Source organism: Bradyrhizobium sp. Bra78, assembly GCF_024519855.1.
GTDB classification, from domain to species: domain Bacteria; phylum Pseudomonadota; class Alphaproteobacteria; order Rhizobiales; family Xanthobacteraceae; genus Bradyrhizobium; species Bradyrhizobium japonicum_G.
In genome coordinates this window covers 454744-478663 of the sequence record NZ_JALJRE010000004.1, presented here as the reverse complement: position 1 = coordinate 478663, position 23920 = coordinate 454744, and the positions used below count along the sequence as shown (strand labels likewise).

Here is a 23920-nt window from a genome sequence, read left to right as displayed (position 1 = left end):
GTGTCCAGGCTCTCGCTGGTCTCCGTCAGAAACTCCCGCAACAGATCATCCATGAAAACAGGCCTTCATACAGGGAGGGCGCGCACGAGACGTGATGCGCCAATTCGGAATGGGGCCAGCTTCACCGCAAAGCGTTTAATAATGGTTGAGTATGTGCAAAAGAACGGAACCAACAAAGAGATAAGGCGCTCCGGACAAGCCGAAGCGCCTCGTAAAGATTCGATTAATCCTTGCGGATGACGCCGCCCGTTTACGAAGCCGTAATGATGATGGCTTCGCCCTCCAGCTTGAGCGTCACGATGAGCCCGCAGGCCTGCGCCAGCAGCCGGGTGTAATAAGGCTGGATCGCGTGCGCGTCCGCGGCAGGGCCGCGCTCGCCGCTCAGGAGCTCGGAAATGTTCTGCGGCAGGCGCGCATTATGCCCGGTCGCGGTGATGCGGAAGCTCATCGTCTCGCCCTCGCCGATCGGATCGATCGTCAGCATGCCGCCGCGCGGGATCGTGTGCTGGGAAACAACCAGCATGTTGAGCAGCAGCTTGACGCGATTCTTCGGCAGCAGAAGCCGCGGCAGATTCCAGGTGATCGAGCACTTGCCGTCCTCGATGTGGCCGCGCGCCATGGTCTGGGCGTCGCCGAGATCGATCTGGGCTCCGGAAGAGCCGGCGGCACCGAACGCAAGCCGGCAGAACTGGAGGCGGGCGGACGCGGTCTTGGCGCTCTTGCGGATCAGGTCGAGCGCGAACTCGCGATCGTCGGGCTTGGGATCGTCGTCGAGCACTTCGAGCCCGTTGACGATGGCGCCGACAGGGCTGATGAGATCGTGACAAACCCGCGAGCACAGCAGCGCTGCGAGTTCGAGCATATCGGGAGCAGTAGCGGTACCGGGTGACGAGGCGTCAGACATAAAGGTTTCCTGGTATTGCACGGCACGGACGCGGCGAATCACGCATGCTTGGCGATGCCGCGGGTTCTAACATTCGCAAGCCCGCGGCAGCTAGCTTGCGATAGGGTCGAGGCGGCCCTAAAGCCGCCGGCGAATCAGTCGAGGGAACGGAATTGCCGATGAATGAGGCATGCAGGTGAAGCGGATCATCGACGGGGCGGCCGCATCCGGCCTGATGGAGCCGCTGACCACGCTGGTGGTGAGGGCGGGCGAAGCGATCCTCAGCGTCAACCGCGCGACGATGCGGGTCGAAGGCAAGCAGGACGGCTCGCCGGTGACCGAGGCCGATCTTGCCGCCGACCGCATCATCGCCGAGGGCCTGGCGCAGCTTGCGGGCGACGTGCCGACGCTGTCGGAGGAGCGGACCCAGCTCGCCTCGCCGCCGTTCCAGGGCAGCTTCTTCCTGATCGACCCGCTCGACGGCACCAAGGAGTTCGTCGCCGGTCGCGACGAGTTCACCGTCAACCTTGCCCTGGTAACGTCAGGTGTGCCGCTGCTGGGCATCGTGTCCGCGCCCGCGCTCGGGCTGCTCTGGCGCGGCATCGTCGGCCGTGGTGCCGAGCGTGTGAGCTTTGAGGGCACGACCATCGGCGCTGCCGTGCCGATCCATACCCGCAAATTGCCGGCACAGGGCGAGCCCTGGATCGCGACGGTGAGCCGCTCGCACGGCGATCCCAAAAGCGAGGCATTCATCGATAACAGGCCCAATGCCGTCAGACGGACGGCCGGCTCGGCCGTGAAATTCGGCCGGATCGCGGAAGGCAGTGCCGACATCTATCCCCGCTTCGGGCCGACCTGTGAATGGGACGTCGGGGCCGGCTGCGCGGTCGTGACCGCGGCCGGCGGCCGGGTGACCGACGGCAGGGGCGGCGAGCTCCGCTTCGGTGAGCGGCACGATGGCGGCTTCATCATCCCGGAGTTCATCGCCTGGGGCGACTCGCAGGCGGCAAAACTCCGAGCAGGCCTCTGAGGTTGTAAAACCGCTACTGACCGAGCTGGTCCTGGATTGCGGGCCAGCGCTTGCCCACCTCGTAGAGGAAGCGTTCCGGATCGGCGGCGAAGGCGTCGCGATTGGCTTCCCGGCTGAACAGATAGAGCCGCTGAGCTGAGATCACGTAGAAGCGGGGATTGGCGGCGATGGCAACGCCCCGGGCGATGTCGGCCGGATCGTAGCCGCCGAACTGCGGCCCGTAGATTTCGGGATGGGCCAGGAACTCGGCCCGGTTGCCCTCGTTGCGGAAGCGCCAGACCGCGCCCCAGAGATTCGCCTCGAACTCGGCCGTCCCTTGCACGGCCGCGCCGTCGACGAAATAGGCCACGGGGTCGAAGCCCTCGATGGCCACGCCGCTGAAACGATTGACGACGATCCGCTCGGTGGTGGCGGCCTGTGCCGACATTCCGCAAGAGGCGATCCAAATGCCCGCCAGAAGGCAGACCAGGCGCCCGATCAAGGCAATTCCGGGGCGCAATGGGCTATCTTCCTGCCGTTGTGCCGTCATAGTTGCTGCGGATAACATCCGAGTCGAGGGGACATCCGGCGCAACCTAGAGCCGCGCCTGTTGGCGTCAGGTTAAGGAAGCGATCGGATTCGATACCAGGGGTTCTTTTATGACTTTCGCATCACGCCTTGCTGCGCTCGCGCTTGCCGCGATGGTCGGCTGGATCGTGCCGGCCTCCGCCCAGCAGGCGCCGCCGCCCGATCTGCCGCCGCCGCAGCGGACCCCGACGCCCGGCACCTATGGGCCGGACGAGCTCGTCACCGCCGGCCACCGCTTCTTCGGCAACGTCTCGCGCGGCCTCGCCTCGATCATCGAGAAGGCGGTCAGCCAATGGGGCCTGCCCAACGGCTACATCCTGGGTGAGGAAGGGTCCGGTGCCTTCGTCGCCGGCCTGCGCTACGGCGAAGGCACGCTCTACACCAAGAACGCCGGCGACCTGCGCGTCTACTGGCAGGGCCCCTCGCTCGGCTTCGACTGGGGCGGCGACGGCGCGCGCACGATGACGCTGGTCTACAACCTGCCCGCCACCAACGCGATCTACCAGCGCTTCGCCGGCCTCGACGGCTCGGCCTACATCATCGGCGGCTTCGGCATGACGGCGCTCACCGCCAACAACATCGTGCTGGTGCCGATCCGCTCGGGACTCGGCCTGCGGCTGGGAGCCAATATCGGCTATTTGAAATTCACCCCGCGCGCGACCTGGAACCCGTTCTAGCGTCCCCGCTTTCCCCTCAGGCGACGGATCAAGGTTAACGACGTGTCGGGGCTGGCTTTTTGCCGGCCCCGCATGCAATGTCGTTGGTAAATTTTTCCTTAGCTTTGGAGTTCTGGCCCATGGTCGAACCGATCATGTACCTGGCGATCGGTTTCCTGCTCTCGATGCTGTGCGGGCTTGCCATCGTGCCGCTGGTGCACAACCGCGCGGTACGCCTGACCACGCGCCGGCTCGAGGCCGCCACGCCGCTGTCGATGGCCGAGATCCAGGCCGACAAGGACCAGCTCCGCGCCGAATTCGCCATGTCGGCGCGGCGGCTCGAGATGAGCGTCGACCAGCTCAAGAACAAGACCACGAGCCAGCTCGCCGAACTCGGCAAGAAGAGCGACGCCATCAACCGCATGAAGATCGAGCTCGGCGAGAAGAACGCCACGATCTTCGCACTCGAGGCGCGCGAGAAGGCGGTGAAGGAGCAGCTGCGCGCCACCGAAGAGGAATTCAACGCCAAGACCGCATCCTTGCGCGAGGCCGAGATTGCGCTGAGCGACAAGCAGGGCGAGCTGGCAAAGATCAATTCCGAACTGTCCGACCGCTCGATGATGGCGGAGAGCCGCCAGGTCGAGCTGTTGGCTGTACGCGCGCAGATCGAAGAGCTGAAGAACCGCGTCGGCGATGCCGAGAAGGAATTTGCCACGACGCAGGCCCGGCTGACGCAGGAGCGCACCGAATCCGAGACCGCCTCGCGCGAGCTCGGCGACGCGCGCGGCCGCGTCGAGAATCTGAGCCAGCGCGTCACCGAGCTCGATCGCCAGCTCATGCTGCAGGTGAAGGAAGCCGAGATGCTGTCGGGCCGCGTCAGCGATCTCGAAGGCCGCCTCGCCACCCAGGGCAAGTTGCTTGCCGAGCGCGACTACGAGAACAACCAGCTCCGCCAGGCCAACGAGGGCAACGAGCGCACCGTCAAGGAGCTGCGCGTCGAGATCGCAGCCCTGAGCGGCGGCAAGTCGTCGGCCGCCATGGAGCAGATCCGCGCGGAAAAGACCGCGCTGGAGGAGCAACTGCGCAGCGCGCGCGACGAGCGGGCAAAACTCCAGCGCGACCTCAACGCGATCCAGCAGCAGGCGGAAAGCTCCTGGGCGACCGAGCGGATGGAGAACGCGCTGCTGCGCGAGCGCATCAACGACATCGCCGCCGAGGTGGCCAAGCTCGCGATGCAGCTCGAAGGCCCGAACTCGCCGATCGAGGCCCTGCTCGCGGCCGAGGCCGGCCAGCCCCCGAGACCGGCGCCGCGCCCGGCCAACGACGCTGCGACCAACGGCGCGGCCGCAGGCACCCTGCCCGAAGGCGGCGGAACGCTCGCCGAGCGCATCCGCGCACTCCAGGCCCACGCCTCCCGCGCCCGCCAGCAGGGCGCGTAAACGGCCCCAAAGCGGTCCCGTCGCCGGATTGCGTGAACTCCGGAAGGTTTTCGGGCCGCGGGGCGCCTGGAAACTTGACACCTTTGGCCCGCACTTCTAAATCGCGGGCTCCAATGCGCCGGCCGGCCGAAAGTCCGGCCGCCTGCATGATGGTCCCGGGCGCATAGCTCAGCGGGAGAGCGTTCCCTTCACACGGGAGAGGTCCAAGGTTCGATCCCTTGTGCGCCCACCATTCATCCCACCCCCCGCCAGCCTTCCTGAACCATCCCGTTGCGGACAAAGATCGACGCCTCGCGGCGGTCGAGACCCGTCCCGTCAAAATTGTCGAAAACAACCCCATGCACAGTAGCCGAGGCGAGCGGAAACAATAAGTTACGCTTTTCCGAATTCGATTTGACGCGTCGGGCAAGACAGGGGCCAGGATGGCATCATCCCCGGGCGTGGTGGCTCTCGCGAATGGAACCAGGCGATTCGACGAAAAGCCCGGCACGAGACCGGGCTGATCGCTAATATATTCCGAAGACGCTAATCGAGCAGCGAAGCAGGTTTAGGGCGCGCTGTCTGTATCTATTCGCGAGAATGCGGTGTTCGGCCACGCCTGAGGCAAGTCAGGTCATCACGGTCGAGGGAGGTGACCATGCCCGACGGCGTGAGGCGGGAAGCTGCGCAAGGGCCTCAATTTCATTGATGGACCCTTCCGGATGCCGCTCAGGCCGCCTCTCCCAAGACGTGGATTTCCGCGCAATCAGGACATTGCTTGCAGCAGGGCCGCGATCTTGATCGTCGCAAAGTTGGAATAGGTGTCGGAGACGGCGTAGGGCAAAATAATCTGATCATGATGCCGCATCGCCCCACAGGTATAGACCACGTTGGGAACGTAGCCCTCGCGCTCGGACGGCTCCGGATGCAGCAAAGGTTCGCTCGCACGACCCAGCACCCTGGATGGGTCCTTCTTGTCGAGCAGGGCGGCGCCGATTGAATATTTTCGAACGGGGCCGACACCGTGCGTGAGCAACAGCCAGCCTTCATCGAGCTCGATCGGCGAACCGCAGTTTCCGATCTGCACGAACTCCCACGGAAACCGCGGCTTCAGGATGGCTTGACCGCCGTCCCATTGGTGCAGATCGTCCGAATAGATCAAGTAAAGGTTCTCGTTGTCCTGCCGCGCGATCATCGCGTATTTGCCGTCAATCTTGCGCGGGAACAGCGCCATGCCCTTGTTGTGGGCGGCGGTCCCCTGCAGCGGCGTCATTCGAAATGACAGGAAGTCGCGCGTTTCGATCAACTCCGACCGTATCGCTCTGCCCGTATACGCGGTGAACGTCGCGTAATACGTCTTGCGATCCTCATCGCTGAATTGGACGAAGCGGGCGTCTTCGATGCCTTGGGACTGTGACTCCGTAACCGGAAAAATCACCCGTTCGCTGATGTCCTGTTCTTCCTTGAACGTAATTTCAACCGTTTCGCCTGACGGCCCGGGTACGCGGCTCCCGATGCGGGGACTGGAGGCCAGTCGCGCGGTCGGATCGACCGCCAGGCTGCCATCGGCTGCGATCGTGCCGGTGCGAAATGTCAGCGAGGATACGTGCCCCTCGCCGACGGCCCGGAGACTGAGAACGAAGCGCAAGCCGCCTTTCGGCGCGCCCGACTGGTCGGGATGCGGCACGATGCTGGGATTGAACAGGGCGGACGCCTCGAACGAATATTCGTTGAGGAAATAGGCTCCGATCAACTGGCGCTGGACGCTCGAAAAAGCGCCGTGAGCCGCCAGCGCCCGTTCCATCTCCTCGGCGCGGAATTCGAACGTCTCCAGCAGGTTGCGATGCCGGCCCTGAAAGTTCGCCAAGACGTCCGCCAACAGGCTGGCGGTGACTTCGGGGTCAAGGGCCAAAACGCGTTCGACGATGTGGTTGGCGCGCGTCTTGTCGGTCGGGTTGAGATCGCGCGGCTCAGTTGCCGGCTTGAACGGCCGAACGATCACGCGCGTAGGGTCGGGGCGCAGATGGAGCGCTTGCCGATGCAGGAAACTGGCTTGCGACAAGATGTCCTCGGATCTTTGGAGAGGTCAACCGAACTCAGACGCCGATGACGCGAAGCGCCGCCGACGGCGTCACGCTGACATTGACGCGCGCAAGCTGACGAATATCCGCAAGACTGAGCAGGTAAGACACGACGGATTCGCCGCCGCGGTTTTCGTTGGCACGGTCGGGATGCAATCCATCCCGGCAACTGCCGGTCTCGGGATCCACGAGCGCGATCGACAAATCGTTCCGGCCAAGAAACCAGGCGAAAACGTTGGTTGCGATCGCTTTCCATTCGGCATGACCTTCCGCGCGCCAGGCGGTCAGGCAGGCTGCGATCGTCGCCGCGGCCTCCACCGGCTGCTGGTCGAACGGGCGAGGCGCCCGGCGCAACTCACCGAAGCCGTCGGTGCCGATGGGGCGAAAATGCCCGGTGGAAGCCGTTTGCTGCGTCATCAGCCAACGCAAGGATCGCAATCCGGCGGCGAGGTAATCCCGTGCTTCCGTAGCCATCCCCGTGAGGATCAGGGCTTGCGACAGACGCGCGTTGTCGTACGCCAGGCCTTCCTCGAACCACGTCCAGTCCGGCGTCTCGACCGACGCGAGACTCGCCATCAACCTGTCGGCCAGAGCAAGCCGGATTGCGCGGGCGCGCGCATCATCGCGAACAGCGGCGCAATAGCCGTCCAGACCCAGCAGGGTGAAGGCCAACGCGCGGGGCGAACCAAAGGTCTCGACGACAGGCAGTGCCTCGGCAAACAAGCCGGCGGCCCATCGGCGTCGCGACGGGCTTGCGTCCCTGCGTGCGCACTCACCCAGTGCCCACAATGTTCGCCCATGGCTGTCCTCGGAGCCACGGTCTTCGAGCCAGCTTCGATTGAAACCCATGAAATTGCGAAACCGTCTGGTGTCGGGATTCCACGCATGCTGAACGAACGCGGCGAAACGGGCCGTCAACACTTCGGACAGGCGCGTTTCGCCGGGATTGTTGAGGGCGCACGCCAGCAGCAAGGCACGGGCATTGTCATCCACGCAATAGCCGTGATCCCGGTTCGGCACCGAATGCACGGCGTGCTGGAACAGACCGGTGTCGTCGCACATCGAGAGAAAATGATCCAGTTGCATATCAGATGCCGCCGGACTGTGGGCGACCGCGACCGGCCCGGTACGCGCCACCACCTTGAGCCAGTCTCCATGACGTGCATTTTCGAACGCGACCATGTAACGCTCGGCCGTGCGCTCCCACGTCATCGATCGGCTGATGGCGTAGGCGCGCTCGCGCATCGCCTGCCGGCGAGGGGCATTGGTGAGCAATTGCGCGATTTCCTTGCCGACTGCGACCGCGTTGCCGAAGGGAACGATCACGCCACGGCCGTCATCCAGCAACTCGAGCGCATGCCAATACGGAGTCGAAACGACCGGCTTGCCCAATCCGAAGCTGTAGGCGAGCGTCCCCGACGTCATCTGCGCTTCGTTGAGATAGGGCGTAACGTAGACGTCGCTCATGGAAATGAATTCCAGCAACGTCGCCTGATCGACGAATTGGTCGAGGAATACGACGTGGTCGTCGATGCCAAGCTCGCGCACGCGCGTCATCAGACTCTCGCGATAGGCCTCGCCCTGGTCGCGCACCAGATTGGGATGCGTCGCGCCGAGCACGACATAGACCGCGTCCGGGCGACGTTCCAGGATCAGAGGCATCGCGTCGATCATGACCTCGATGCCCTTGCTGGGGGACAGCAGCCCGAAGGTCAGGATGACGGAACGCCCGCTGAATCCGAGCTTGGCCTTGGCCGCGTCGGGCTCGACAAACGGAAAATCGGGAATGCCGTGGGCAATCACCTCGATCTTGTCGTCCGGCACGCGATAGACGCTGCGCAACATCTCGCGTCCCTTGTTCGCCATCACGATGATCCTGGAAGACGCCTCGACGAGGCGCTCCATGACCGCACGCTGCGCGGCGGTCGGCTTGGCCAGCACCGTGTGCAGCGTCGTGACGACAGGCATGCTGAGGCCCGAAAGCAGCTCCAGGATGTGAGCGCCGGCCTCACCGCCGAAGATCCCGAATTCATGTTGCAGGCAAACGACGTCGAATCGGCCCGCATTCAGGAATGCCGCGGCACGGACATAGTCTTCGATGGCGTCATCCTTGATCTGCAGGGCGACGGAAGCGGGATAATCGTAGGCCTGTCCGTGGTCGTTCATTGTAACGATGCTGACCTCCAGGTCCGGCCGCGAATTCGAAATCGCCCTTTCCAGATCGGTCGTGAACGTCGCGATGCCACAACGGCGAGGGAGCGAATTGCCGATGACTGCGATGCGCCGAAGCGGGCTCACGTTCGCGCCTCGGCGAGGCCTGCGAATTGCGGAACTGAATGCGCGACCGGACGGGCATGCTTGCCGGGCTGGTCGAGACTCTGCAACAGCAAATCGACCGGGCGGCTGGCGGGATACGCGATCAGCGCGCTCAATCCATTGTCGCCAACCTCGATGCTGTTGCGGCCGCCACCGATGAAGATGGCTTCCCCGACGGATGCCGGGGCCAGACCGACTGCGGCGTGGCCCTCGAGAATGAGCATCCAGGTCTCCGGTTCGGCAAGCAGCGCCCAGCTCGAACCTCCGGGAAGTTCAATGCGTTCGAGAACGAAATGCTTGCTCGCGACGAGAAGCGTCCGGTTGGCGGTAACGGCCGCCGAATTGCCAAGCGTTCGAAGCGGCCACGGATGGGCAACGGCGACGGCGTTGTCCTCGTGCAATTCACGCTGCCGACCATAGTCGAACAGGCGGAATGTCGTGTCGCTGCGTTGCTGAATTTCCGCGAGCACGATGCCGGCTCCGATGGCGTGGATGGTGCCGGCCGGGATGTAGATGACATCACCTGCGGCAACCGATCGCCAGTGAACGAGTTCGGCGATCGAGCCGTCCTGGATCGATGCACGCAACTGCTGCGCCGTTACCTGATGTTTCAATCCAGCGCCGATCTGCGCGTCGGGCTGGGCCGAGAGGATGTACCATGCCTCGCTCTTGCCGTTCGGCATCCCCATTGCGCGCGCGAACGTGTCATCTGGATGAACCTGGATGGATAACGGTTGACTGGTGAACAGCAGCTTGAGCAGCAAGGCGGGGGTGGGTGCGCTCTCGTCGGATCGCTCGAACCACAGCTCGCCGACGGCACCACCAGACCCGTCAATATTGCTCCAGGGTTTGAGATCGCCGACGCCCCAGGGCTTGTGGACGACCCGCACGCTGGCATGTTCGGTAGGCATAGGTGATCCTGACCCGTGACGCACACGTCGGGGCGACGTGCCGTTGACCGATTTCGTCAATAGGATTTGGCGTGGCTAAGGCGTCGCGAATCCGGGCAGCGCCCAAGGCGTCGGATGCTGAGCTCCTCAGCTGGCTACTCCGGCACGCGATTACAACCTCCCGGAGGGCGCTTTACTCGCTCCACTTCGCAACAGCAGCGTTCGTCTCATTTGCTCCACGACGTGCCGCCAGCGTATCCAGGGGCCAAGTCGTACCTGGCTTCCGCAATGTCTCAGTCGATGATGGATGTCGGAGTGCTGGATTTCGGTCCCCAGGAAGGACGAGGCCCAGTCCATGCCGGGAGCGAATCCCATTCGGCCCATCGCATACGGCGCTCCTCATCTCCCACCCTGACAAAGACGAAAGCCGCGTCATCACTTCCCGTTTTCGATCCAGCGAACACGGCCGGCATTCCATACGCATTCCTGATCGTTGCTTTGTTGGCCATTGCGACCTCCTGGCGGGTTTGTTGCGCGGTCCGGACCGCAGAAGGGCCGACGTTAAAAGATAAACGCGGCCGCGATGAGCAGCACGAAAACGACCAGCAGCAGCGTCGGAGGCACGCCCCACTCACGCAAATCGAATTTGGCTGGATTTGACACCTGACCGCCTCCTTAGCTTGGGCGGGAGCGCAACGCTCTCAGTCACCGATAGACTGCCAGGGGCGCGCGGTGATGCCTCAGGTATAACCACTTCTGGCCGAATAGCGAGAAATTTGCAGACTTATTCCCAAATCCGCCAGGATGGGGCCTGCTGCGGTCTCGCCATCAAGAGGAACCATCCGCGAGTACGGCGCTCTGCTCGCTTGTTCAGGCTTCATGCGGCCCGAGCCGGCCGCAAGGCTGCGTAGAGGCCGACGAGGGTCCCGATGGCGACCAGCGCTGCCGCCAGCAGCACCTGCAATTCCCCATCGTCGGTCGTGCCGATGGACGACACGAGTCTGGTCACGACGACGAACAGAATGCCCACGGAGGCCGCTGCGCCCACGCTGAGATAGGCGAGCTCTCGCGTCAGGTTCCGGCCGAGAAGTCCGAGTGCCGTGAAATACATCGCGCAAGCGTTGGGATGAACGAACAAGGCGACGCGCGCGTAAGGACCGTAGGCGTCGAGAAGCGACTCACACCGGTTCAGTGCCGCCTTTGAGGCAACCCGCTGCAACAACGGTCTGAAAAAACGAGCCTGTCCGTAACTCAAGACGGCGCCCACGATGATGGCGAGCCACGCCACGACGAAAACGGAGACATCCGCGGGCTTCGGATTGAGCGCCACGGACATCAGGATGAGCGCGGTTCCGGGGAAATAGCCGAAATACGGGAAGACGGACTCCAGGAGCACGCAGACGAATATGAATACCGGAAACCACGGTGAACCGGTCGCATCCTGGACGATGGCGTTCAAGTCGAAGAGATCAGTCCTGTACAGGACGAGGTACATGCACATGGCCAACCCGGCCAGCGCATAAAACGGCAACGCTCCCGACAAAAACCGTCTCATCCAACCATCGGGCTTTGTTGCGCGGACACGGCGGAGACCATCGATATCAGGACGAGACAATTGAAACGCATGGCCCATGGTTTAGGCGAATGAGATCGCCCCTGTCGATAGCAATCCTCGCCTCGCCCTGCGCGCCCCTCATGCGATCGACAGAATCTCGATCTCCTGCGTGCCCGCCCCAACGACGTCTCCGACCGCCTTCCCCATCAGCGACTTCGCGACCGGCGCGACGAACGAGATCGAGCCTGCCTTGGGGTCGGCTTCGTCCTCGCCGACGATGCGATAGGTCTGCACGCGGCCGTCAGGGCGGCTGAAGGTCACCGTGCTGCCGAAGGCGACGATATCGGTCGAGGCCGGATGAGGAACGACCTGCGCCGTGCGCAGCCGTTCGGTGAGATAGCGGGCGTCACGCAACGGCACCGCCGACTGCCGGCGCTTCTCGTTGACGTCCTCGATGGCTTGCGCGGCTTCATAGGCCTCGCGCGCTTCGTCGAGCTGTCTCTGCAACGCCTGCAAGCCTGCTTCCGTCACGAGGTTGGGATGCGGCGAGATCGGGCGATCCGGCAGCAGCGTCTCTGCCGCGGTTTCGGCGCTCTCTTCCTTGGTAAAGGCGACGCTCAATGCAAAATCCTGTCGAACTGTTTTGGACGATTTGCCGAATTATATCTCAAGTTCGACGAAACGGCGCAGCTTGAAGACGAGGTCCGGCATGGCCTGGCGGAACCGCGTCGCATTCTGGAACGTCGTCGAGAACGGCGCGAAGGTGATCATCGCGTTCCAGTGCCGGTAGCCGTAGACCGTGACTGAGGCGCCGGTCGCCGGAAAATCCTCCAGTTTGCGCAGCTCGCCGAGCACGAGATCGGCAATCGCTTCCGCAGGCAGCAATTGCCTGCCGTCCGGCGTCGTGGCGATCTTCACCGGCGGCTCGACCGGCTTTGTGACTGCCGGCACGGTTTCGGCCGCTTTCTCGGGCTTGATCTCGGCCTTGTTCTCGGGCCTGTTCTCGGCCTTGGCCGGCGCAGCATCGGGGGTGGGCGGCTCGACCAGCTCAAACCCGTTCGTCGGCGCGGTCGGGGGAACCTCGGTGAGCGGCGGCGGTACGATACCGTCTGCTGCGCGCCTGTTGCCTCCCAGGATGCTGCTGATCATGGCCACAAGGCCAGCATCCTTCACGTCGTCACTCATTGCTCCCCCCGGGCTTTGGCCTAATCTAGCACCGCTCTCGCAGACCGCCACCGGGGATGTGGGGCCGGAATCGGCAGGGCCAAGATCCCATTCCAGGGCCGTCCTTCGAGGACATCGGCGGCGCAAAGGCTGATCGCCTCGCGCCGCCGCGCGATCGTCACTGCTTATCGAACGGAATGTATTGCTGATACTGCTTGGGCACCGAACTGCGGTAGCGCGCGGGCACGGTGCCGCTGTCGACCGAATGATCGATCTCCTGCTGCCGCGTCATCTTCTTCTTCGCGGACTTCTTCGACGCGCTCTTCTTGGAATCGCTCGGCTGGCTGGAGCTGTCGGTGGCTGCGCCGGGCGCCGTCGTCGTCGCTGCCGGCGCAGTCGTTGTCGCCGCAGGCGCCGCGGTGCCGGCGGCAGCAGGCGCGCCCTGGGCCAACGCGAGCGGTGTTTGCGTGAGAAGCGCCAGCGCTGCTGTCGCAGCCAGCAAGTATGACCTATGCATCAGAACCTCCAAAATACCTGATCGGAATGTGGCAAGCGTAGTTCTCCCGGGGAGACGCATGCAAGTCTGCTCACGATAGGCCGGAACCCCATCGCAAACTGTGGCCGAGATCACATAGCCGGCCGCTCGCTGCGGCACGATGTGCCTCGTCGCGAACGCAAGGCATTCCATCGCTCGCGGCCCTGCTCGCCGTAGCATCCCCGGCCGCGCAGGCGCATCCTTCGAACGATCGATATCATCGCCTGCGCTGTACGTTCGCGCAGCAGCGCAACGACCGACGACGTCGCGGCGTGCGCGCACGACGCGCGCGTCGCTACAATCTCGACGTGAAGACGATCCGTCTCGCCGACGATCCCGCGAATTGACACTGCGCGAAGCCGCTTGCGTCTTTCGATGACGAGAATGTTATCCGCCATCGTTCCGGGAAGAATTTGCAAAGCGCAGCCGCAGCTTGTCCATCGCGCTTGCTCCCGGAACAGCATCGATGCCGCGCAACGTGTGAAGTGGCGGCTTGTGGCGTCCAAACGCCTGATCTAGCCTGACATGCATATTATGTTGAAAACAACTTTAGCTTTATTTGTTCCACCGTGACTTTTCAGGGAGGTGTTTCAATGACCAGCCGCCACGCAGTTGTTCCGCGCGGTCTGAACGCAACGCGTTCGTCGCTTTCGCAAGGCCGCTTCGGACGCATGTTCCGCAAGCTCGCACCGGCCAAATTCGGCCCGAACGATTCCGACAATGTCGCGAACCTGTCGGCGCTGGCCGACAAGATGGTCGCCGACTTCGACGGACCGAAGGACGGGCCGGATGCGGAAGAGAGCGGCATTCCCGCGCTCTACACCTATTTCGGCCAGTTCATCGACCACGACATCACCTTCGATCCGGTCAGCTCGTTGACCAAGCTGCAGGACCCCGACGGGCTCGTCGACTTCCGCACGCCGTCGCTCGACCTGGACAATCTCTACGGCCGTGGCCCGAACGATCAGCCCTACATGTATGACGGTATCAAGTTCCGCCTCGGCGAGAAGGTCACCGGCGCGGGCGTACCGGATGCCAGCGACCTGCCGCGCTTCAAGGGCCGCGCGCTGATCGGCGATCCCCGCAACGACGAGAACAGCATCGTCTCGCAGTTCCAGGCCTTGATGCTGCGCTTTCACAACCGCATGGTCGACGACAATGACAGCCTGTCGTTCGAAGACGTGCAGAAGCGCGTCAGATTCCACTATCAATACGTGGTGCTGAACGACTTCCTGCCGCGCATCGTCCACGCCAGCGTGCTTGACCAGCTGAAGACCGCAGGTCACTACGACCGCAGCAAGCTCGCCCACTACCATTGGAAGACCTATCCGTTCATGCCGGTCGAGTTCTCGGTCGCGGCCTACCGGCTCGGGCACTCCATGATCCGTCCCGGCTACCGGATGAACGACGCGGCCAACATGCTGCTGCAGATCTTCCCCGATCCCAACAATCCCGACCACAACGCACTGACCGGCTTCCGTTCCATGGGACCGGGACGCGCCATGGACTGGGGCCGCTTCATCGATCTGGACACGCGCCCCTACGGCGTCGAGGACGACGACACCAATCCCGACAACAAGAGACGGCTTCAGTTCGCCTATCGCATCGATACCTCGCTGGTCGATCCACTGCGCAAGCTGCCGCCGGAGGTCGCCTCCAATCCGTCGTCACTGGCGCTGCGCAATCTCGAGCGCGGCTGGCGGCTCGGACTGCCGTCGGGCCAGGCCGTCGCCAGGGCGATGAACCTGACGCCGCTGACCGACGATCAGATCATCATCGGCAAGGCCGTCGACGAGCCGGGACCGGGCGATCCGCAAGTCAAGATCGCGAACATCGCGAACGGCGTGTTTGCCGACAACTGCCCGCTCTGGACCTACATCCTGGCCGAGGCGCGCAACTTCCACACCGATGTGATGGTCCCGGCGACCGGCGCGCCGGCGACGGGAGTCAGGACGCCGCAACTCGGGCCGGTCGGCGGCCGCATCGTCGCCGAAGTCTTCCTGGGCATGATGTTCGGTGACAATTCCTCCGTGCTGTCGCAGGACCCGAACTGGACGCCGGTGACCGGCTCCGGCTTCGCGCTGAAGGACCTCGTCGCCTACGCGCTCGGCCAGGGCGATCCCCTGCACTGAGCTTGCAACGGACGATGATGCAAAGGCCGCTCGTGTCGTGCGAGCGGCCCTTTGTCATCGCGCGCGACGGGGAGAGGCGACCGTGCTGCTAGAGCATGATCCGGAAAAGTGCGAAGCGGTCTTCCGAAAAGATCTTGCCCAAACAAGAACCTAAAGCGCGATGACGATTCATCCCAACCTCAACGCGCTTTAGCGCGCATCGAGTCAGCCAAAGATTAGCCAGCTCACGGGCGTGGCCTCATAAACTCGTCGAGTCCGGATTGCTCTCAGAAGGCGACATTGAGACCGACATGCCAACAGTTCGGCCTTGGCCAAAGGCGGAAGTGAATACGTTTTCCTGCCGCCACACTCGATCTTCCAATGTGCGATATCGGTTATCGCTGTAGCGCCCGGCAAATTGCAATGATCTCCTGCGGTTCAGGCCGGTTGCGATAGTCTGCATCGACATGCGCGTAGACAATATGCCCGGATCGATCAATCACGAATGTACCAGGTACGGGAAGTATCCACTTGCCGTCGGCATTTCGCTTCTCAAGATCGATGTTCGAGCCTTTCAATATGCTTTTTGCGGCATCATCCATTTCGAAGGTAAGACCGAATTGTTCGGCTATCTTCCCACCCTGATCGATCAGGACCGGAAATATCGAGCCGGCGGAAGTGGTATTGTCAGAAAAAACCGGGACGGCCTCCGGAGACACCGCTATCAAGGCTGCGTTGGCTTCGGACAACAGCGATTGAACTCCAAGCAGCCCACGGAGGTAGACATTGCAGTATCCGCACCAAGTGCCGCGGTAAAAGACCATAACCAGAGAAGAGTACTTGTTCTGGGCAAGATGCTCGGCCAGACTCCATGTTCCGCCCTCAGCCATCGGCATCGAAAAGTCCGGTGCTTTGTCGCCAACGCCGACGGCTTTGGTTCTCACGCGCAAAGCCTGAATGGCAGGATCTATCTGGCCCCCGAACAGGATGTTCGCTTGTTCGACACCTCGCCGTGCGATCAGATTTTCGCTGAACAGGGCAAGGGAAGCTGCGAGAGGGACGGTGGGCCGATTGTGAGCACTTTCATTGCTCATGTTTCACTCCATGGCAATTTGGGGCGACTTCCGCTTTGACCTCGACATCTGACGCTTACGAGATCGCGCCTCAATGCGCGGCCGCAAGGCCGATCTCTTCCAGCCGCGTTGCGAACCAGCGCGACAGCGGCTGATCGAGGAGGCCGCTGACATAGACCTCCGACATCGTCACATTGTGCGCGTCCAGCACCAGCAGCACGCCGATCCAATAGGCGAACCAGACATGCGCGTCGGTCAGCGCCATCAGCTTGTGCTGGTCGTGATCGAGCGCGGTGTGGTTGCTCGCCTTGCGGATCTCCACGGTGAGCAGATTGTTCGGGATCTCGCGCTGATGCACGACGACGTCGGGATAGATCGACTTGCCCAGATGATCGTCGGTCGAGATGATGGTGCCGTGCGGCAGGTGCAGCGTGCGCTCGCCGAGCCGGTCGTAGTTGCAGTCGACCGCCCAGCCGGCGAACTGCTTCTCCAGATGCACGGCGAAGCGGTGCGTGATCGCCCGCTCGCCAAGGTCCTTCTCGAACAGGAAACCCTCGTTGGCGTAGAAGTCCCGGAGCGCCGCGATCACCTTGTTCAGCTCGGTCTGCATCTTGCCCCCCGGCCCTCGGCGCTCCTGATGCTGTGCCCTACATCTGGACTTCGATCAGCCGCGGTCCGGGCTCGGCGACAGCCTCGGCCAGCGCCTTGTTGAATTCGTCCGCGCTGGTGACGGCGCGGCCGGGCACGCCCATGCCCTTGGCCAGCGCCACGAAATCCAGCGTCGGACGGTCGAGCCGCAGCATGTCGTTGGCGCGCTGGCCGGGCTCGCCGGCGCCGACATTGTCGAACTCGCCGCGCAGGATCTGGTAGATGCGGTTGGCGAACACGATGGTGACGATGTTGAGGTTCTCTCTCGCCTGCGTCCACAGCGACTGGATCGTGTACATCGCGCTGCCGTCGCCGACCATGGTGATCACCTTGCGGTCCGGGCAAGCGATCGCGGCGCCGATCGAGAGCGGCGTCGAGAAGCCGATCGAGCCGCCCATGTTCTGGAGCCAGTCGTGCGGGGCGGCGGCCGCCGTCGGCGGGAAGAAGGCCCGGCCGGTGGTGAGGGATTCGTCGACCATGATCGCGTTCTCGGGGATCGCGTAGGCGATCGCCTGCGCGATCGAGGCGTGGGTCAGCGCGCCGGTCGGCTTGACCAGATCGGCCAGGGCCTGCGGCTTGACGTCCTTCGCACTGGCCTTCACAGCGCCCGCGAGCGCTTCGAGCGCGGCGACCGAATTCTCGCCCCAGGAGGTCATGCGGTGCACGTCGCAACCCTCGGGCCTGAGCACGCTCGGCTTGTTCGGATAGGCGAAGAACGCCACGGGGTCGTCGGACTCGACCAGCACGATGTGACGGAATTTCGCCAGCATCGGAATTGCGTTCTCGATCACGTAGTGAATGCGGTCGATCGAATAGCGGCCGCGGCCGCGCGCCATCTTCGGGCGGAAGGTCGGGCCCATCACGGTGCAGCCGGTCTTGTTCGCGATGCGCTCGGCCAGCGCTAGGCCCTGCTCGGAGAGCGCGCTGCCGGTCATCAGCAGCAGCGTGCCCTCGCCGTCGCCATGCAGGATCTTCGCGGCCTGCTCGACCGCCTGCGGCGAATAGCTCGCGCGCTGCTGCTCGGCCGGAACCTCGGCGATGCCGTCGGCCTCGTTCCAGGCGGTGTCGGCGGGCAGGATCAGGGTCGCGATCTGCGGCGGTGCGCTTCTGGCGGCGGCGATCGCCGCGGCGCCGTCAGCGGCGATCGATTTGGAGTCCGGCGAGGTGCGGACCCAGGACGACATCGGCCGGGCGAGGCCCTCGATGTCGGAGGTCAGCGGCGCGTTGTAGCCGATATGGTAGATCGCATGCTGGCCGACGATGTTGACGATGCCGGAATTCGCCTTCTTGGCGTTGTGCAGATTGGCAAGGCCGTTGGCGAGGCCGGGACCGAGATGCAACAGGGTCGAGGCCGGCGTGCCCTTCATCCGGAAATAGCCGTCGGCAGCGCCCGTCACCACGCCTTCGAACAGCCCGAGCACGCAGCGCATGCCCGGGACGCGGTCGAGCGCTGCGACAAAATGCATCTCGGAGGTACCCGGGTTGGTGAAGCAGACGTCCACCCCGCCCTTGACCATCGTCCGCACCAGGCTTTCCGCACCGTTCATCCGTCAGCTCCCGCAACCGGCAATGTCCAATTATCCGTCCGATCAATCATTGTTCGCTGGTTCCGTCAAAGCAATAGGCGGCATCGCGGCCCAGCCCCGCGCGACGATGCGCAGGTTTGGCTAATGCTTTCCGACCAATCGGCGTGGTTGCCGATTTGGTAACGCCGATCGCCGAGGATGACGTCCCTCACGGCGCCGTGGCTTGCGAAATGCCCGCAAATATGGCCTGTGGCTTTCGTTGAATCGATTTTTTGCTGGGGGAAACAATGATCCGGTTTTTTGCCGCGCCGATTGCCGCCATCGCATTGCTGTCGGCCACATTGGGCGGCGCCTCTGCGGCCGGAATGTTCGACTTCACGGGTACCAGTTCCACCGGGTATCTCGGCGGCGGCGGCGGCGTGAGCCCGATCCCCCGGACCACCGTCATGTACAACGGCAATTATGCCCCCGGCACCGTCGTGGTGAACACGGCCGAGCGGCGGCTGTATCTGGTGCTCCAGAACGGCCAGGCGCTGCGCTACGGCATCGGCGTCGGCCGCGACGGCTTCCGCTGGGGCGGGGTGCACAGGATCACGGCCAAGAAGGAATGGCCGGACTGGACGCCGCCGTCGCAGATGCTGGCCCGCCGGCCCGACCTGCCGCGCCACATGAAGGGCGGCATCGAGAACCCGCTCGGCGCGCGCGCGATGTATCTGGGCTCGACGCTGTACCGCATCCACGGCTCCAACGAGCCGGAGACGATCGGCCAGGCGGTGTCCTCGGGCTGCTTCCGCATGACCAATGACGACGTCAGCGACCTCTACAGCCGCGTCTCGGTCGGCACCCCCGTGGTCGTGCTGAACAACTAGCCGGGCAGCGAACGGCCGCAATCCGACGGGTTGGGTGAATATGCGGTCTTGTGCGTCGCTTCCGAATACGGCAGCGTCGCATGGCAATGAGCGCACTGGTCCCGCCTTCGTCCGGCTTTCGCATCGCCCTGCTGGCGCTCGCCACCTTCGGGTTCGCCCCTGACACTACCATCGCCGTCGCGGGCGAATTGCCCGCGATCGCCTCGCGCCAGCGCGCCGAGAAGAAGAATTTTACCGACGGCGAGATCGTCGAAGGCTTCCTGAAAACGGCGTTCGGCGCCGAGTATCATCTCGCCGGCCGCGTCGACCGCATCCGCAAGTTCGACGGGCCGGTGCGCGTGTTCGCCGAGAGCGACCGCGCCGACCGCAAGACCCAGCTCGCCAAAGTCGTGGCCGACATCGGCACCCGCGTGCAGCATCTCGACATCGCCATGACCGACTCCAGCGAGGCGGCGAACGTGCGCGTGAAGCTCGTGCGCGACCGCGATCTGTTCCGCACCATCTCGAGTTTCTACGGCGCGGAGAAGGCCCGCGAGATCCGCACCTCGCTCGATCCGCAATGCCTGTCCGGCTTTCGCAAGAACGAGCATTTCGAGATCGAGCATTCCGACGTCATCCTCACCGTCGACAACGGCGATTTCACCTTCCTCGACTGCGCCTATGAGGAGCTGCTGCAATCGCTTGGGCCGATCAACGACACCGCGAGCGTGCCGTGGACGATGTTCAACGACAACGTCTCGATGGGCTATTTCGACGTCTACGACCAATACATCCTCAATCTGCTCTACGATCCCCGCATCAAGGCCGGCATGACCGTGGCCGAGGTCAAGGCGGCGCTGCCCGGCGTGCTCACCGACGTGCGCATCTGGGTGAAGCGCGTGAACGACCTGAAGGAGTGAGGCTCTGCCCCTCCCCTGGGGGCTTCACACCTTCGTCGCCTTCGTCATCAGGAACTGCTGGCGCATGACGTTGTTGCCGGCGTCGAAATATTCCGAGATCAGCGCCTCGAACCCGGCGCGGAAGCTCTTGAGCTTGTCCGGCTCGTCCTTGTACTGGCCGATCAGCTTGATCAAAGGTCCGATGGTCGTTTCCATGGTGCGGCGAAAATGCTGCGGACTGAGTGCGGACGGCGTCATCATGTCCATCTCGAAGCGGAGATCCGCCACCTTGCCCGCGAGGCGCTCGGTGACGATCTTCGGATCGCCCCACAGCACCGGCGATGCAACGCCCTCGGGCGGCGGCAAATGGCGGCCGATCAGCGCGAACATCCGTCCGACGTAGAGATGCGGCGGCCAGGTGGAGAAGGCGATGGTGCCGCCCGGCTTCAGCACGCGCAGCATCTCGGCAATGGTGACGTCGGGGCGCGGCGCGAACATGTGGCCGAACTGGCTCAGCACCACATCGAACTCATTGTCCCCGTAAGGCAGGCTCTCGGCGTCGCCGTCGGCGAAGTCGACATCGAGCTTCGCCAATTGCGCGTGCTCGCGGGCGCGCTCGATCAAAACCGGCGACAGATCGAGACCCCTGACTTTTGCGCCGCGGCGCGCCGCCGTGATCGCGACGACACCGGTGCCGCATCCGACATCGAGCAGCCTTTGGCCGGCGGCAACGCCGGCAAAACCAACGAGCTTGGCGGCACTCGGCGTCGTGAACACCTCCATCGGCGTAAACAGCGACCAGGCCTCCTTCTGGACTGCCTTGAAACCTGCAAACGGATCCTGCTCGGTCACGGAACTCTCCTTTGTGCTCGAGGTCGATCTTCATGAGGCTCGCAAGGGTCGCCGAAGGTTCAACGCACGCGCAAGGGCCGTCCAAGGGCGGTCGCGCCGGCCTATTGAACGAGATCGGCGACGGTGGTTGCCGCCTTGAGGCCGGTGCCGGTCAGGACTGCGACCGTGGTCTCGTTCGCCTTGATGGCACCGTTGGCGGAGAGTTTTTCCAGCGCCGCGGCCGCGCTGGCGCTGGTCGGTTCGGCAAACAGGCCTTGGCGGGCAAGACGCCGCAGGGCGGCGACGATCTCGTCCTCGGTGAGCGCGACGGTGCCGCCGCCGCTCTCGCGCAAGGCGCCGATGATCTCGCGCAGGCGCAGCGGATGCTTGATCGCGGTGCCTTCGGCAATGGTCTTGCTCACCTCGCGCGCGACGGGCGTATCGACGCCGGCCCGAAAGCTCGCGTCGATCGGCGAGCAGTTTTGCGGCTGCGCCGCGAACAGGCGCGGCAGCCTTGCGATCTGGCCGGCCTTGAGCAGCTCGCGGAAGCCGAAGGCGCAGCCGAGCAGGCTGCTGCCGGCGCCGACGGGGACGATGACATTGTCGGGCGCGCGAAAACCGAGGTCTTCCCAGATCTCGTAGGCGAGCGACTTGGTGCCTTCGAGGAAGAACGGCTGCCAGTTGTGGCTGGCGTAAAAAGTCTGGCTCGACTGGCGGATGGCCTCGGCCTCAGACTCCTCGCGCGGGCCCTCGACGAGCTGCACCGCGGCGCCATAGGCACGCACCTGCGCAATCTTCGCCGGCGAGGTCGACGCCGGTGCAAGGATTTTCACGCGCATGCCCCCGGCGGCACCTAGCCCGGCCATCGACGAGCCGCCATTGCCGGAAGAGTCTTCAAGGATGGCGTCGACGCCGATCTGCCGCAGGAAGGACAGCATCACCGCCGAGCCGCGGTCCTTGAAGCTGCCGGTCGGATTGAACCATTCGAGCTTGAAGAACGGTCGCAGCTCGCCCCAGTTCTGCTGAACCAGCGGCGTGCAGCCTTCGCCGAGCGTGATCGGCTGCGCGATCGCGACCGGCAGCGCTGCCCGGTAGCGCCAGAGTGAACGCGTGCGGGGCTCGATGTCCTCGCGCGACAGCCCTGCCCCCGGCGTCACCAGCAGCGGCGTACGCTGGTCCGAGCACCAGCGCGGCTGGTCCAGCGGATAAAGCTGTCCGTTGCGGGGATCGATATAGCTGGCGGCGGGCATGGCGGTCTCCAGGGCAAGGGCGTTCTGTGCGACTGGACTGATGACATGTTTTGTCCAGAAACTCGACGGCCGCCGCGGAGACCAGGCACCGCCCCTTGAAAATACAAAAATAACAATTATTTCAGTATCTTACACTAATCGCGACGGCGCGCGGGCAAGGCTCGCCGGCGTGAGGTTGCGGCGCACGGAAGAGCCCCGCCGGCGCGCTGATGACGGGAATTTGGCGGCGAACGGCCCTACCCCGCACAGCACGATTAACTTGTCTGTCGTGGCTGGCCGCTACAATATGTTGGATTGAGCTTGCGTCGCCGGCGTTCCGGCAGCGCAACAGAGCCAGGCCCGTCCGAGCGGCGGGCCGTTGGCTTTTTGGGAGCCTGGACATGAGCCGCGCGAACCGTACCGACCACATCCGCCTGACCTCCCATCCGGAGCCGGGCCGGAAGGCCGCCTTTCCGATCCACTGGGGCGCCGCCGACGCGCGCGCCCGCGGGCCGATCATCGGCACGGTGTCGCGCGCTGGGGATCGCAACGTGATCGGCAGCCATGGCGGCTCCTATGCGATGTACCGGGCGCTCGCCGTCTCCGCCGGCGCGCTCGATCCGATCCGGCGCCCCGACCTCACCAACACGTTCCCCGCGGCGACCATCGGACCGTTCGAGCAATGGCGCGATCCTGCAAAGATCGTCGCGCTCGATCCCTGGGGTCATCTGGTCGCCGAGAATTTCGGCAAGGAGATCGCCGAGGGCTCCGACATCCGGCCGAGCATCGCGGTGACGCGCGCGCGGCTCGACCTGCCGGAGATCCGCGAGGCGCTGGCCGCAAAACGGCTGCGCGCCGACGGCGAAGTCGTGCATGCCAATGGCAGCGTGTCGGTGGTGAAGATCGCGATCGATCCGGTCTGGTATTTGCCCGGCCTTGCCGAGCGCTTCGCGACCAACGAGACCGAGCTGCGGCGCACGCTGTTCGAGCAGACCGCCGGCATGTTCCCCGAGCTGGTGACCCGGCCGGACATGAAGGTGTTCCTGCCGCCGATCGGCGGCACCACGGTCTACATGTTCGGCGACGTGACCAAGCTGCCGGACCATCGCACCAAGATCACCTGCCGCGTGCATGACGAGTGCAACGGCTCCGACGTGTTCGGCTCCGACATCTGCACCTGCCGCCCCTACCTCATCCACGGCATCGAGGAATCCGCGCGCGGCGCGCAGGAGGGCGGGCTCGGGCTCGTCATCTACAACCGCAAGGAAGGCCGCGCGCTCGGCGAGGTCACGAAATTCCTGGTCTACAACGCCCGCAAGCGCCAGGAGGATGGCGATGCGGCCGCCGCCTATTTCGAGCGCACCGAATGCGTCGCCGGCGTCCAGGACGCACGCTTCCAGCAATTGATGCCGGATACGATCCACTGGCTCGGCCTGAAGCGCATCGACCGCTTCCTGTCCATGAGCGACATGAAGCACGACGCGCTGACCTCGCAGGGCATCGACATCGTCGAGCGCGTACCGATCCCGCCGGAGCTGATTCCGGCCGACGCCTATGTCGAGATCGCCGCGAAGAAGGCCGCCGGCTACTACTCGACCGACATCGCGCCGGAGAAGGACGTCAACGGCGTGGTCGGACGGTCGCTGGAAAAATATTGATC

Annotated in this window: 22 protein-coding genes and 1 tRNA gene; 8 read left to right on the top strand and 15 right to left on the bottom strand. The window is 64.1% G+C overall.

Going from position 1 to position 23920, the window contains the following annotated elements:
* Positions 1-250: 250 nt before the first annotated feature.
* Complete coding sequence (chpT, locus tag OC450_RS12960; RefSeq protein ID WP_262048002.1) at positions 251-904, bottom strand: histidine phosphotransferase ChpT; 654 nt, start codon at positions 902-904, stop codon at positions 251-253.
* Between the two features lie 169 nt (positions 905-1073).
* Here chpT and OC450_RS12955 point away from each other — a divergent pair, with 169 nt between their 5' ends.
* Positions 1074-1913, top strand: coding sequence for a 3'(2'),5'-bisphosphate nucleotidase CysQ (locus OC450_RS12955; protein WP_211381719.1), 840 nt, complete (start codon positions 1074-1076; stop codon positions 1911-1913).
* A gap of 13 nt (positions 1914-1926) precedes the next feature.
* Here OC450_RS12955 and OC450_RS12950 read toward each other — a convergent pair whose 3' ends face one another.
* Positions 1927-2412, bottom strand: coding sequence for a YHS domain-containing (seleno)protein (locus OC450_RS12950; RefSeq protein WP_211382411.1), 486 nt, complete (start codon positions 2410-2412; stop codon positions 1927-1929).
* A gap of 139 nt (positions 2413-2551) precedes the next feature.
* On the opposite strand from OC450_RS12950, the gene OC450_RS12945 reads away from it, so the two are divergent.
* From OC450_RS12945 to OC450_RS12935, 3 genes are all read left to right on the top strand, one after another.
* Positions 2552-3157, top strand: a complete 606-nt coding sequence (locus OC450_RS12945) for a DUF1134 domain-containing protein (RefSeq protein WP_211381718.1) — start codon at positions 2552-2554, stop codon at positions 3155-3157.
* Between the two features lie 119 nt (positions 3158-3276).
* Positions 3277-4575, top strand: coding sequence for a hypothetical protein (locus OC450_RS12940; RefSeq protein ID WP_211381717.1), 1299 nt, complete (start codon positions 3277-3279; stop codon positions 4573-4575).
* Between the two features lie 157 nt (positions 4576-4732).
* Positions 4733-4807, top strand: a tRNA-Val gene (locus OC450_RS12935).
* 513 nt (positions 4808-5320) lie between these two features.
* Here the strand turns inward: OC450_RS12935 and OC450_RS12930 are convergent.
* The 8 genes from OC450_RS12930 to OC450_RS12895 form a co-directional block, all read right to left on the bottom strand.
* Positions 5321-6616: a glycoside hydrolase family 130 protein gene (locus OC450_RS12930; protein ID WP_256806938.1), complete on the bottom strand. Its 1296-nt coding sequence runs from the start codon at positions 6614-6616 to the stop codon at positions 5321-5323.
* Positions 6617-6650: 34 nt separating this feature from the next.
* On the bottom strand, positions 6651-8933 hold the full coding sequence (locus OC450_RS12925; protein ID WP_211381715.1) for a glycosyltransferase family 4 protein: 2283 nt from the start codon (positions 8931-8933) through the stop codon (positions 6651-6653).
* Positions 8930-9841, bottom strand: a complete 912-nt coding sequence (locus OC450_RS12920) for a class I mannose-6-phosphate isomerase (RefSeq protein ID WP_211381714.1) — start codon at positions 9839-9841, stop codon at positions 8930-8932. Before OC450_RS12920 ends, OC450_RS12925 begins: the two co-directional genes overlap by 4 nt.
* Before the next feature lie 877 nt (positions 9842-10718).
* A complete protein-coding gene (locus OC450_RS12915; protein WP_211381713.1) occupies positions 10719-11396 on the bottom strand; it encodes a hypothetical protein in 678 nt (225 codons plus the stop codon).
* Between the two features lie 138 nt (positions 11397-11534).
* Positions 11535-12017 carry a transcription elongation factor GreA gene (gene greA / locus OC450_RS12910; RefSeq protein WP_262048001.1) on the bottom strand — a complete coding sequence of 161 codons (483 nt, stop codon included), beginning with the start codon at positions 12015-12017 and terminating at the stop codon, positions 11535-11537.
* Positions 12018-12056: 39 nt separating this feature from the next.
* Positions 12057-12581, bottom strand: coding sequence for a hypothetical protein (locus OC450_RS12905; RefSeq protein WP_262048000.1), 525 nt, complete (start codon positions 12579-12581; stop codon positions 12057-12059).
* Between the two features lie 157 nt (positions 12582-12738).
* Complete coding sequence (locus OC450_RS12900) at positions 12739-13077, bottom strand: hypothetical protein (RefSeq protein ID WP_211381710.1); 339 nt, start codon at positions 13075-13077, stop codon at positions 12739-12741.
* A gap of 110 nt (positions 13078-13187) precedes the next feature.
* Positions 13188-13559, bottom strand: a complete 372-nt coding sequence (locus OC450_RS12895; protein ID WP_262047999.1) for a hypothetical protein — start codon at positions 13557-13559, stop codon at positions 13188-13190.
* Between the two features lie 129 nt (positions 13560-13688).
* Here OC450_RS12895 and OC450_RS12890 point away from each other — a divergent pair, with 129 nt between their 5' ends.
* Complete coding sequence (locus tag OC450_RS12890; protein ID WP_262047998.1) at positions 13689-15227, top strand: peroxidase family protein; 1539 nt, start codon at positions 13689-13691, stop codon at positions 15225-15227.
* A 374-nt stretch (positions 15228-15601) separates the two neighbouring features.
* Here OC450_RS12890 and OC450_RS12885 read toward each other — a convergent pair whose 3' ends face one another.
* From OC450_RS12885 to OC450_RS12875, 3 genes are all read right to left on the bottom strand, one after another.
* Positions 15602-16300, bottom strand: coding sequence for a peroxiredoxin-like family protein (locus OC450_RS12885; protein ID WP_211381708.1), 699 nt, complete (start codon positions 16298-16300; stop codon positions 15602-15604).
* Positions 16301-16370: 70 nt separating this feature from the next.
* Positions 16371-16889, bottom strand: a complete 519-nt coding sequence (locus OC450_RS12880) for a hypothetical protein (protein ID WP_262047997.1) — start codon at positions 16887-16889, stop codon at positions 16371-16373.
* Positions 16890-16926: 37 nt separating this feature from the next.
* Entirely contained in the window at positions 16927-18474 is a 1548-nt protein-coding gene (locus OC450_RS12875; RefSeq protein ID WP_211381706.1) for an acetolactate synthase large subunit, read from the bottom strand.
* Between the two features lie 266 nt (positions 18475-18740).
* Between OC450_RS12875 and OC450_RS12870 the strand changes: the two genes are divergently transcribed.
* Together OC450_RS12870 and OC450_RS12865 are read left to right on the top strand one after the other, a co-directional pair.
* Positions 18741-19322, top strand: a complete 582-nt coding sequence (locus tag OC450_RS12870; RefSeq protein ID WP_256806944.1) for a L,D-transpeptidase — start codon at positions 18741-18743, stop codon at positions 19320-19322.
* Between the two features lie 86 nt (positions 19323-19408).
* Positions 19409-20221 carry a DUF2927 domain-containing protein gene (locus OC450_RS12865; protein ID WP_211382410.1) on the top strand — a complete coding sequence of 271 codons (813 nt, stop codon included), beginning with the start codon at positions 19409-19411 and terminating at the stop codon, positions 20219-20221.
* A gap of 24 nt (positions 20222-20245) precedes the next feature.
* Here the strand turns inward: OC450_RS12865 and OC450_RS12860 are convergent, their stop codons facing one another.
* Positions 20246-21052, bottom strand: a complete 807-nt coding sequence (locus OC450_RS12860; RefSeq protein ID WP_211381704.1) for a class I SAM-dependent methyltransferase — start codon at positions 21050-21052, stop codon at positions 20246-20248.
* 101 nt (positions 21053-21153) lie between these two features.
* Positions 21154-22281 (bottom strand): threonine synthase, encoded by a 1128-nt coding sequence (locus tag OC450_RS12855; RefSeq protein ID WP_211381703.1) that lies wholly within the window; start codon positions 22279-22281, stop codon positions 21154-21156.
* A 380-nt stretch (positions 22282-22661) separates the two neighbouring features.
* Between OC450_RS12855 and OC450_RS12850 the strand changes: the two genes are divergently transcribed.
* Complete coding sequence (locus OC450_RS12850) at positions 22662-23918, top strand: GTP cyclohydrolase II (protein WP_256806945.1); 1257 nt, start codon at positions 22662-22664, stop codon at positions 23916-23918.
* Positions 23919-23920: the final 2 nt, after the last annotated feature.